Annotated in this window: 11 protein-coding genes; 6 read left to right on the top strand and 5 right to left on the bottom strand. The window is 47.0% G+C overall.

From position 1 onward, the window contains the following. The 3 genes from VM802_RS29675 to VM802_RS29685 all read right to left on the bottom strand — a co-directional run. Positions 1–222: OsmC family protein (locus VM802_RS29675; protein WP_414647144.1), on the bottom strand; the 222-nt coding region annotated here is incomplete at its 3' end. A gap of 1 nt (position 223) precedes the next feature. Further along, the gene (locus VM802_RS29680) at positions 224–1159 is read right to left on the bottom strand and encodes a ring-cleaving dioxygenase (protein ID WP_325537674.1); all 936 of its coding nucleotides are present in this window, start codon (positions 1157–1159) and stop codon (positions 224–226) included. Positions 1160–1233: 74 nt separating this feature from the next. Beyond that, positions 1234–1767 carry a YceI family protein gene (locus VM802_RS29685; protein WP_325537676.1) on the bottom strand — a complete coding sequence of 178 codons (534 nt, stop codon included), beginning with the start codon at positions 1765–1767 and terminating at the stop codon, positions 1234–1236. 219 nt (positions 1768–1986) lie between these two features. Here VM802_RS29685 and VM802_RS29690 point away from each other — a divergent pair, with 219 nt between their 5' ends. The 4 genes from VM802_RS29690 (at position 1987) to VM802_RS29705 (ending at position 7047) form a co-directional block, all read left to right on the top strand. Continuing rightward, on the top strand, positions 1987–3477 hold the full coding sequence (locus tag VM802_RS29690; protein WP_325537678.1) for an exonuclease domain-containing protein: 1491 nt from the start codon (positions 1987–1989) through the stop codon (positions 3475–3477). 155 nt (positions 3478–3632) lie between these two features. Beyond that, positions 3633–4565 carry a phosphoribosylaminoimidazolesuccinocarboxamide synthase gene (locus tag VM802_RS29695; protein WP_325537680.1) on the top strand — a complete coding sequence of 311 codons (933 nt, stop codon included), beginning with the start codon at positions 3633–3635 and terminating at the stop codon, positions 4563–4565. A gap of 96 nt (positions 4566–4661) precedes the next feature. After that, on the top strand, positions 4662–6458 hold the full coding sequence (locus tag VM802_RS29700) for an ABC transporter ATP-binding protein (protein ID WP_325537682.1): 1797 nt from the start codon (positions 4662–4664) through the stop codon (positions 6456–6458). 157 nt (positions 6459–6615) lie between these two features. Then, a complete protein-coding gene (locus VM802_RS29705) occupies positions 6616–7047 on the top strand; it encodes a DUF3276 family protein (RefSeq protein WP_325537684.1) in 432 nt (143 codons plus the stop codon). Between the two features lie 86 nt (positions 7048–7133). Here the strand turns inward: VM802_RS29705 and pgi are convergent, their stop codons facing one another. Together pgi and VM802_RS29715 are read right to left on the bottom strand one after the other, a co-directional pair. Next, positions 7134–8786 (bottom strand): glucose-6-phosphate isomerase, encoded by a 1653-nt coding sequence (pgi, locus tag VM802_RS29710; RefSeq protein ID WP_325537686.1) that lies wholly within the window; start codon positions 8784–8786, stop codon positions 7134–7136. 49 nt (positions 8787–8835) lie between these two features. Beyond that, positions 8836–9639 carry a TspO-related membrane protein gene (locus VM802_RS29715; RefSeq protein ID WP_325537688.1) on the bottom strand — a complete coding sequence of 268 codons (804 nt, stop codon included), beginning with the start codon at positions 9637–9639 and terminating at the stop codon, positions 8836–8838. Between the two features lie 147 nt (positions 9640–9786). Here VM802_RS29715 and prfB point away from each other — a divergent pair. Continuing rightward, positions 9787–10882 (top strand): peptide chain release factor 2 gene (gene prfB, locus VM802_RS29720; RefSeq protein WP_325537690.1). Its coding sequence is split into 2 segments (ribosomal slippage): positions 9787–9846 and positions 9848–10882, totalling 1095 coding nucleotides; the frame shifts between segments, so codons are not numbered across the junction. Between the two features lie 102 nt (positions 10883–10984). Next, positions 10985–11814, top strand: an 830-nt coding sequence (locus tag VM802_RS29725; protein WP_325537692.1) for an aldehyde dehydrogenase family protein, incomplete at its 3' end; no start/stop codon positions are given.

Consider the following 11814-nt stretch of genomic DNA (forward strand, 5'->3'; position numbering starts at 1 on the left):
AGTGCATGATCCCAGGCTGCTCAGCAGCAGTTCTCCGGGGTTGGGGCCTGTGTCATCGCCGCCCACATCGTATGGCTCGTCGGCCAGCCAGCGGTGATCGCGGGCTTCTATTGAAACCTGGTAAGGGGTATTTTCAATACTTACCTTTACTTCTTCGTCCATGTATTTTGTCTGTTTAAAATCATCTGTAAGCCATTTATATTTCAATGGCTGGAAGCCCATATCAATCCAGTTTTACAAGGTGCGCTTCTATTTCCGCACGTTTCGCTTCAAACTCATCGGGCAGCATCAGGTGTGTGCCCAGTTCGGCAGAAGATTCGTCTACGGTAAAGCCGGGAGCATCTGTTGCGAGTTCAAACAGTACGCCGCCGGGTTCCCGGAAATATACGGAGCGGAAATATTTGCGATCCAGTTGTTCTGTGACGTGCAGTCCGCGCTCCGCAAGGAGCTGGCGGTAATGGATTTGTGTGGCATCGTCTTTCATACGGAAGGCGATGTGGTGAACACTGCCGCCAGCTACGTGTCCGCGTGGTTCGCCTTTGGCTTCCACGAGATCAATGTAGCCACCGTATTCGTTGGCGGGTGTGCCGAAGCGATACCGGTTGGTATGATGTTTCTGCAGCTGGTAGCCAAACATCGATACCAGCAGATCTGCTGTAGGCTGAATATCTTCAAGGGTCAGTGTAACATGATGGAAGCCGCGGGTGGCATTGGCTTCAGTGATAGCCGGTGTTTCCCACGGAACGCGGTTGTCAGTTTTTTCCGGTACGGTAAGCTCCACCTTCAGCCCATCAGGATCCAGGAAGGTGAGGTATATCTCGCCGAATTTAGCGGATGGCTTGTTATAAATAATATTCTCTGCTTCGAGGCGTTTCAGCCAGAAGTCGATGCTGCCCTCCGGTACAGAATAGCCTATTTCTGTAGCCATATGAGTGCCGCGCCGTCCCAGTGCTATATCTTCCCAGGGAAAGAATGTCAGGATAGTACCCGGTTCACCGGTTGCATTTCCGTAATAAAAATGATAGGTATGTGGATCATCAAAGTTGACCGTCTTCTTTACAAATCTTAATCCCAGTACTCTCGTATAAAAGTCATAATTCCTGCGGGCGTTGCCGGCAATGGCGGTAATATGATGCAGCCCAGTTATTGCCTGATCCATATGTATTGTTGTTAGGGTTTAGCTGTTAGCCTTTCGCTTCTGGCAATCAGCGGCTAAAGGCCAACAGCTGGTAACTATTTTCTCAATAATTGTACTTCGCACATGATCTTCACTTCATCACTCACCATTACGCCGCCCGCTTCGGTAACGCCGTTCCAGGTGAGGCCAAAGTCTTTGCGGTTGATCTTCCCATTGATCGTAAAACCGGCTTTGGTATTACCCCATGGATCTTTTACCACACCGCCGAATTCCACGTCCAGTTTAATGCTTTTGGTGATGTCGCGGATCGTGAGATCTCCGTATAAAGCGTAAGAGCCATCGTTGTCTATGCTTTCATATTTTGTTGCAACAAAGGAAATGTTCCTGTATTTGTTCACATCAAAGAATTCAGGAGAACGCAGATGCTCGTCACGTTGTGTGTTGCCTGTGGAGACAGAATCTACATCTACAGACACTTTGGTTTTAGCGGTGAGGAAGTCTTCCTCATCAGTTTCCGCTTCCACCTGGAAGTTGGTGAACTTACCGCTTACGTTAGTAATCATAAGATGTCTGATCTTAAATCCAAGTTCACTGTGATCTGCGTCTGATACCCATTGTTGCTTTGCCATAGATTGTTTGCATTTTAGTTTTAATGAAATGAAAAAGTTGAATGACGATGTAAATGTCCGACAATATTATATCGTGATAAATGGATAAAATACTTTTATTGATGTACTATTTAAGAGAGTTATTAAAGTTAATAAATTTACTGTCAGGAAGTTCGCAGGCAGATGATGTACGGAAATTTTCAAATAAAATAAACGTTATACATAGAAAATTGTTTGCCGGTGTCTGGCATCGTGCGGGTCCCTGATACTACTTTGAACCGCCTGCATTATCCGGATAAAGAAAGTAGCATAAAAAATAATCAATGCTTCCGACAACTAACGGCTAACCACTATCTTTGTAAGGTGTATGCAGTAGTAGATATAGAAACCACAGGGGGCTATGCCAGCGCCAATGGCATAACGGAGATCGCCATATACCTGTTTGACGGTAAAGAGATTACGGAACATTATCAGACTCTTGTGAATCCGGGGGGGGCCATTCCTTATTACATTGAGTCCCTTACGGGGATCAGCAACAGTATGGTGGCTGATGCGCCACCCTTTGAGGCTGTGGCTCCTGTTGTATTTGAGTTGCTGCGTGACCGCATTTTCGTGGCGCATAATGTCAATTTCGATTACTCCTTCATCAAGCATCATCTGGCTGCCGCCGGGTTTGAGCTGCATTCAAAAAAGCTCTGTACGGTCAGGCTGGGCCGCAAGATCTTCCCGGGATTGCCTTCCTATAGCCTGGGCAATTTCTGCCGCCAGATGAATATCCCGTTGAAAGACAGGCACCGCGCGGCAGGTGACGCGGAGGCTACCGTGAAGTTATTTGCCCTGTTGCTGGAGAATGATAAGGAGAACGCTATTGCCGGCGCCCTGAAAGCCGGGTCCAAAGAGCAGTTCCTGCCGCCAAACCTATCCCCTGAAAAAGTGAAGGAGCTGCCGGATGCGCCGGGCGTCTATTATTTCCACGATCATAAAGAAAAAATTGTATACGTAGGGAAGGCGAAGAACCTGAAGAAGCGTGTCAACAGCCATTTTACAGGGCATAATTCCAGCCGGCAACGGCAGAACTTCCTGCGTACGATTCATAATATCACCTACCAGGTCACCGCCACTGAATTGATGGCTGGCATTCTGGAGTCTGTGGAGATCAAGCGTCTGTGGCCGATTTTCAACTATGCCCAGAAGCGGGTGGAATTCAAATACGGCTTTTACCTTTTTGAAGACCAGCACGGCTATATGCGGCTGGTAATAGAAAAGAAGCGGAAGTATTCCAACCCCCTGCACAGCTTCAACCTCCTGGTGGATGGCCATCGGTTGTTACGCACATTGGTGCGCGAATTTGAGCTGTGTCCGAAATTGTGTTTCCTGCAGAAGAACGACGGCACCTGTACCGGTATTACGGCTGCCACCTGCCATGGCGCCTGTGAGCACCAGGAAGCCGCCGCCAGCTACAATGAGCGCGTGAAAGCGGCTATCGCCTTCCTGCAACAACAGCAGCCGTCCGTAACGATTATCGATAAAGGCCGCCACAGCGGAGAGCGAAGCTGTATTCTACTGGAGAAAGGCCGCTTCTATGGAATGGGGTACCTGCCGCTCCATCTCGATACCGGCAATACCGACGCCCTGCGGGAATACCTTACCCAGTATCCCGAAAATGATGTAATAGTCAGTCTGCTGCGCCCATATGCAGGCAGCAGCGTCCAGCTGTCTTCTCCTGCATGATCATCTTCCGTAATATTATCATTATCCGCAAAAAACAGTTTTCCCCAACGGGGAAGAATATCTGAATAAGAAAATAAACAAGTGAATGATTTCGTGATTACTTTTGCACGGCATAACAGCGATTTCAAATCTTTAATTATTAATTATTTCTATTCATGTTAGGGTCAAATTTCAAACTCCCGGGCCAGACTGCATTCTACAAGGGAAAAGTACGTGATGTGTATACCATTGATGATAAGCTGATGGTAATGGTAGTGAGCGATCGCATCTCTGCATTCGACGTAGTGTTGCCCCGCCCTATTCCCTATAAGGGGCAGGTATTGAACCAGGTGGCGGCCATTATGCTGGAAGCGACTAAAGATATCGTTCCCAACTGGGTAAAGGCAACGCCGTTGCCGAATGTAACGGTAGGTTTGAAATGTGAAACTTTCCCGGTTGAGATGGTGGTAAGAGGAAACCTCACCGGCCATGCCTGGAGGACCTATAAGAGCGGACAACGTGTACTCTGTGGGGTTACTATGCCTGAAGGACTGAAAGAAAACGATTTCTTCCCGGCGCCTATCATTACGCCTACTACCAAGGCGCATGAAGGTCATGACGAAGATATCTCCCGCGAAGAGATCATTGCCCGGGGTCTTGTGAGCAAAGAGGATTACGAGCGACTGGAAAAATACACGCTGGCCCTGTTCCAGAGAGGTAAAGAAATGGCAGCAGCGCGCGGCCTGATCCTCGTGGATACCAAGTACGAATTTGGTAAGATAGGCGATACTATTTACGTGATCGATGAGATCCACACGCCAGACTCTTCCCGTTATTTCTATGCAGAAGGATATGAAGAAAACCAGAAAGCCGGTAAGCAACAGAAGCAGCTCAGTAAAGAGTTTGTGCGCGAATGGCTGATGGCAAACGGGTTTCAGGGTAAAGAAGGACAGCAGGTGCCTGAAATGACAGATGAATTTGTCAACAGCGTAAGCGAAAGATATATCGAACTGTTTGAAAACATCACCGGCCATTCTTTTGTGAAAGAAGATGTGGGTACTGCCGCAGCAGAAGCGAAAATCGTTGAAACGCTGAAGAGCCTGAACTAATATTACTGATGTAAATATAGTCCTGTTATGGGTTTTCCATAACAGGATTTTTTTTGCCATATATTGCCCTATTTTTGTACGTAAATAGATTAGCCGTTGAAACATCTTGCCGCACTGAATAAATATTTCCTGGCTTATAAATGGCGACTCATACTGGGTCTTTTGTTTACCGCCATATCCATTGTGTTCAGCATTTTCCAGCCCATCTTTGTACGCCAGATCTTTGATCTGCTGTCACACAACCTGGATGAATACCGTATGCTGAGCGACACACATCTTAAAGGCGCTTTCCGTTCATCCTTCTCACAGGTACTAGCTTTCTATGGTGTTAGTATCCTGCTGTTTGCCTTGCTGAGCGGTTTCTTTCTCTTTCTGCAAAGACAAACGCTCATTGTTATGAGCCGTTATATTGAATATGATCTGAAGAACGAGATCTATCAGCATTATCAACGGTTACACCTTGGCTTTTTTAAGATGCACCGTACCGGTGATCTCATGAGCCGTATTACGGAGGATGTATCACGGGTACGCATGTACGTAGGGCCAGCCATTATGTATGCGTCCCGCACCTTGTTCCTTATCGTGATCATCGTGTATCTGATGATGGACGTGAACCCGGTGCTTACGTTGTATACCTTGTCGCCGCTGCCTTTCCTGGCATTTACCATTTACTATGTGAACCGCATCGTGCATCATAAAAGTGAAAAGATACAGGCTGAGTTATCCAATATCACTTCCATTGCACAGGAGTCGTATTCCGGGATCCGTGTGATCAAATCGTATGTGCAGGAAGACGACAGCGCGAAGCATTTTGAGGAGTCCAGTGAAACATATAAGAAAAGTTCTATCAGCCTGGCCAAGACGGATGCACTCTTCCAGCCTATTATGGCGCTGATGATAGGACTGAGCGTGATCATCACCATCTGCATCGGCGGTATACAGGTGATACATGGTAATATCACAGTGGGTAACCTGGCGGAGTTTGTCATTTATGTGAACATGCTGATGTTCCCCTTCCTGTCTATCGGGCTGGTAGCCACGATGGTGCAGCGGGCGGCGGCCTCACAACAACGTATAAACGAATTTTTACAGATACAACCGGAGATTAAAGACAGCCCGGAAGCGGTGTCAGCGGAGACAGCCGGCGGTATCCGCCTGGAGAATGTAACGTTTACTTATCAGCATACGGGTATTACCGCGCTCAGCAATGTGAACCTGCGTATTGAGCCGGGCCGGAAAGTAGCGGTAATAGGTCGTACTGGTTCCGGTAAAAGTACATTGGCTCAGCTGCTGATACGCATGTATGATCCGCAGCAGGGGCGTGTGATGCTGGATGATTATGATGTCAGGAAGTTGCGTCTGGAGAGCCTCCGCTCGCAGATCAGCTATGTGCCCCAGGACGTCTTCCTGTTCTCTGACAGTATCACCAACAACATCCGGTTTGGTGATCCTGCAGCGGATATGCAGTCTGTGCAGCTGGCGGCAAGGCAGGCATCTGTAGAAAAGGATATCCTCGGCTTCAACGAAGGCTTTGATACGGAGATAGGAGAGAGGGGTGTAACCCTCAGTGGTGGCCAGAAGCAGCGTATCTCTATTGCCCGTGCACTGATCAAGAACCCCGACGTCCTGATCTTTGATGACTGCCTCTCTGCTGTAGATGCACGCACGGAGAAAGAGATCATCGGTAACCTTTACGCCTATCTGAAAAATAAAACAGCTATTATCATTACGCACAGGATCTTTGCCCTCTTTGAGTTTGACAAGATCATCGTGCTGGACGAAGGGAAAATCGTAGAAGAGGGGACGCATGAAGAATTATTATCATCGAATGGATATTACGCAGAATTGTATACGCGTCAGCAATCCGGAGAGGAAGAAAATGTAACTGAGTAACAATCATTGTCTTGGATAAGCCCGGCTACGGCCGGTTACGGGAGTTTTACACCTTTTATCAAAATCATTTAAAAATATTTTGATATTTGTAAAACAATAGTATATTTGTCTCTTATTGTAACAGGATTTGATTCGTTAACACTTAAATCTATCAACTGTGGCGTACGAAAACAACAATCAACAGGAAAGAAACAATGATAGCATCTTTTCTAAACGATTGAAAGCGGGCAAAAGAAGAACGTACTTCTTTGATGTAAAGACCACTCGGGGAAACGATTACTTTCTGACCATCACAGAAAGTAAGAAACGTTTTAATGACAACGGCTACGACAGGCACAAGGTATTCCTGTACAAGGAAGACTTCAACAAGTTCCTGAACGCATTGACCGAAACCATCAACTACGTAAAAACAGAGTTGATGCCCGATTTCGATTTTGATGCCTACAATCACGATTATGTGCAGGAAGAGCAGGATGATACAGAAGGCGAAACTTCAACTGAAGTGGCTGCAGCTGTAGAAACACCTGTAGAAGCAGCGTCAGTTGTTGCTACCCCGTCACATAGCGCTGAAGACGTAGACAAATGGTAATATTTTTTACTCGAAAATATAAAATCAACCCCCGGATTTCTCCGGGGGTTTTTTATTGATGTTTCTATTTCTCACCAAGCGAGAAACTATTTCCTCATCTGCTTAAATGCATTGATTAACCCATTTGTGCTGGCATCGTGATTAAGCACTTGCTCATCATGCTGCAGTTCCGGAAGGATCTTGCCAGCCAGTTGCTTGCCCAGCTCAACGCCCCATTGATCAAAGCTGTAGATGTTCCAGATAACGCCCTGCACAAATATCTTATGCTCGTAGAGTGCGATCAGCGAACCAAGGGAACGCGGTGTGATCTCCTTTACTAGGAAGGAGTTGGAAGGACGGTTGCCGGTGAACACTTTGTAAGGTAATACGCGGTTGATCTCTTCTTCGGATGTATTGGCCTGTTGCAGCTCTGCGAGTACTTCTTCTTTTGTTTTGCCGTTCATGAGTGCTTCGGTTTGTGCGAAGAAGTTAGAGAGCAACTTCACGTGATGATCACCGATAGGATTGTGACTGATGGCAGGCGCAATAAAGTCGCAAGGGATCAGGCGTGTACCCTGGTGTATCAGCTGATAGAAGGCATGTTGGCCGTTAGTACCTGGTTCACCCCATACAATGGGACCGGTTTCGTAACTAACGTTAACGCCTGTACGATCTACATGTTTACCGTTGCTTTCCATATTACCTTGCTGGAAGTAAGCGGCAAAGCGGTGCATATACTGGTCGTACGGCAGGATAGCTTCTGTAGCGGCGCCCAGGAAGTTACCGTTCCAGATGCCCACCAGCGCCATGATTGCGGGAATGTTTCTTTCCAGTGGTTCGGTGGTGAAGTGATTATCTACCGCATGTGCGCCATCGAGCAGTGATACGAAGTTGTCGTAGCCGATGGTCAGTGCAATAGACAGACCAATAGCGGACCACAGAGAATAGCGGCCGCCGACCCAGTCCCAGAATTCGAACATGTTGTTGGTATCAATACCAAATGCCTTCACAGCTTTCTCGTTGGTGGAGAGCGCTGCAAAGTGCAGGGCAACATATTTTTCATCCTTTGCATGTTCCAGGAACCAGTTGCGCGCAGTATGTGCGTTGGTCATGGTTTCCTGCGTGGTGAAGGTTTTAGATGCAATGAGGAAGAGGGTTTCATCAGGCGTGATCTTCTTCAGCGTTTCGGCAATATGTGTGCCGTCAACGTTGGATACAAAGTAGGGCTGTATGCCTTCTTTCCAGTAAGGCTTCAGTGCTTCAGTAACCATAACGGGGCCGAGGTCGGAGCCACCGATGCCGATGTTTACGATATAACGTATAGGCTTGCCTGTATATCCTTTCCATTCGCCGGTATGTACCTGGCGGCAGATGTGTTCCATTTTGCCCAGCACTTTCTTTACATCCGGCATTACATCGCGGCCGTCGAGCATCACGGGTTTGTTGGAAAAGTTGCGGAGCGCAGTATGCAATACAGCGCGGTTTTCAGTGACGTTGATCTTTTCTGCTCCGAACATTGCTTTGATGGCGGCAGATACGCCACTTTCATCAGCCAGCGTCAGCAGCAGGTTCTTTGTATCGTCGGTGATCAGGTTTTTGGAATAGTCAAAGAGGATATCTTCAAACTTCAGGGAGAACGTGCTGAAACGTTCCTTGTCTTCCATAAACAAGGCACGCATGTGTACCTTTTTCATTTCTTCGGCATGCTTCTGCAATGCCTGCCACGATTTGGTGGCAACAGGACTGTTAGATGGAAACATATAGCTGATATTATTTGCGCCTCAAAAATAGGCTTTTAGAATTAATGATTTATGATTTCTGTTTCCTGTAAAACTGCCAGGAGATAGCTACGGCAATAACCCCGATGGCAATGATACCGGCGTGTACAATGGGCTCATGCGCGATTACATCTGTTGATTTGCGCTTGACGATAATGCCATAGAAAGCCCATATAGCAACAAGTGCATGAATGATATTGTTGTGGCGGAATATCATGTATATATTGATCAGCGTGCCGACAGCGATCATGGTGATAGCCGTGTATACCTGTTCCTTTACACCGGGTGTCCATCCCAGGTAGAGGAACAGCACAGACAGGTTGGCGAGAGCCGCAATACAGATCCAGCCAAGGTAGATGCTAAAGGGGAGTTGTATGAAATATTTTTCTTCCTGCGATACAGGTATAACAGCAATACCGAAATTCAGATGAATGATATAGAGTGATGCCAGTAATGCGATCATCAGTACCATAGTAACCGGGATGGCATAGTAATGCCAGGCAAATAGCCAGCCTGCATTGAGAATAGATGTTATCAGGAACCATTCTTTCATCCTGTGCATCACCCTTGATAACATTTCTGGTTGTTTGCCTGAAAAAGCCATCCATAATTGCCATATGATGAAAGCCAGCAGCAGTAAGTAGATCAGGCCCCATATGCTGAATGTGAATACGGCGGGGGTGAAGAGATTGGGGAATTCTGCAGATATTTCGCCGTTACTTTTTCCGTTGATGGGAATCGTTATGGCCAGCGCATTCACTGCAATCATCACGATGAATGCAATGGCATTGAACACCGATTTGTTTTTGTAGTAAAGGGTTTCATGGGATACCATAATACACCGACGAGTTTACTGATGCAAAGAAATGGTTACTGATCAGGCGCTATTTTAGCAAAAATTGTGCTAAAGGTTATAAATAAAAGTTAGCATGATTGAATGTGATGCACACAATCTGATATTTTTTATATACATTTGTCCGCTATGACAGCAGAGCAACTTAAAGCTATGAGGGACCGTCTTTATGTCCTGGGAGGTTTTCTTTAACGTCCCTGACCGATTAGCTAAAATAGAAAACGACAAACAACTAAGCCTGGCCCCCGGATTCTGGGATGATAATGCCAGAGCAACTTCCATCCTGAAGGAAATCAAAGTAAACAAATACTGGGTTGACCTTTATGATTCAGTGCATACTGCTATTGAAGACAGCAGTGTGCTGAACGACTTTTTCAGAGAAGGCGAAGCCGCTGAAGAAGAAGTGGATCAGGCATACGGTGCAGCACTGGCAGCATTGGAGGATCTGGAATTTAAGTCGACCTTAAACCAGCCCGAAGATGAAATGCCCGCAGTACTTACGATTAACTCCGGCGCAGGCGGCACCGAAAGCCAGGATTGGGCTGAGATGCTATTGCGCATGTATCGTATGTATGGCGAAAAGCAAGGCTGGAAAGTATCAGAGATCGACACACAGTATGGAGAAGGCGCCGGTATCAAATCAGCTACGCTGGAGTTTGATGGCGACTTTGCCTATGGTCACCTGAAGGCTGAAAGTGGTGTACACCGTCTGGTGCGTATTTCGCCCTTTGATTCCAATGCGCGCCGGCATACCTCTTTTGCCTCCGTGTATGTGTACCCGTTAGTAGATGACAACATTGAGATCGCGGTGAACCCGGCGGATCTGGAATGGGAATTCTACAGATCGGGAGGTAAGGGCGGACAGAACGTAAACAAGGTGGAAACCGCCGTTAGGTTAAAACACATTCCTTCCGGGATTATCATCGAGTGCCAGCAGGCACGTACACAAGGTGAGAACCGCGAAAAGGCGCTCACCATGTTGAAATCACGCTTGTATGAGGAAGAACTGAGAAAGAGAGAAGAACTGAAGAATGCCGCTAACGCCAATAAGCGGAAGATCGAATGGGGATCACAGATCCGTTCTTATGTTTTCCATCCTTACAAGATGATCAAAGACCACCGTACCGATCATGAAGTAGGTAACGTAGGACCCGTTATGGACGGGGATCTTAATGGCTTTATCAAAGCCTACCTCATGATGCAGAAGGAGGAGGACAATAATTAATAACAAGAGGCAAATAATTGGTAGGTTTCTGCTGCAAATTAGGCGTAAATTTGCGGCGGAAACTTATTTTCATTTATTGATACACCAAATAAATCTGATTAAATGAATACAGGATATTTCGAGTATGCAGCTCCCGCTAATGAGCCCGTGTTAAGTTATGGACCCGGAACGCCGGAAAGAGCAGCGTTGAAAAAGCAATTGGCCGCATTTAAAGCAGAGGTGGCTGATATACCGATGTATATTGGTGGTAAAGAAGTGCGTACTGGCGATACTATTGATATCCGTCCGCCACATGAGATAAAACATAAACTGGGTCATTTCCACCAGGGTAAGGCAGAACATGTGAAAGCTGCTATTACTGCAGCACTTGAAGCACGTGAAAAATGGGCTAACATGGACTGGGAACAACGTGCCGGTATCTTCCTGCGCGCTGCCGATCTGATCGCCACCAAATACCGCTATCACCTGAATGCTGCTACCATGCTGGGGCAGAGCAAGAATGCCTTCCAGGCTGAGATTGACAGCGCATGTGAACTGATCGACTTCCTCCGTTACAATGTACATTTCCTCAGCGAAATATACCGCCAGCAGCCAGTTAGCGCGCCTGGTATCCACAACAGGACTGAATACCGTCCGCTGGAAGGTTTTGTGCTGGCCGTTACTCCTTTTAACTTCACCGCTATCGCAGGTAACCTGCCTACCTCCGCAGCAATGTGCGGAAACGTGGTAGTATGGAAACCTGCCAATACACAGGTGTTCGCCGCGAATATGATCATGAAGATCCTGATCGAAGCGGGTCTGCCCGAGGGCGTGATCAACCTTGTGTATGCAGGTGGTCCGCTGATCGGTGACATCTGTTTCTCTGATCCTCATTTCGCAGGTATCCACTTTACCGGCTCTACCGGTGTATTCCAGACCATGTGGAAGACAAT

Origin of the sequence: Chitinophaga sp. (assembly GCF_035538455.1) — a bacterium.
In the GTDB taxonomy this organism is placed as follows: domain Bacteria; phylum Bacteroidota; class Bacteroidia; order Chitinophagales; family Chitinophagaceae; genus Chitinophaga.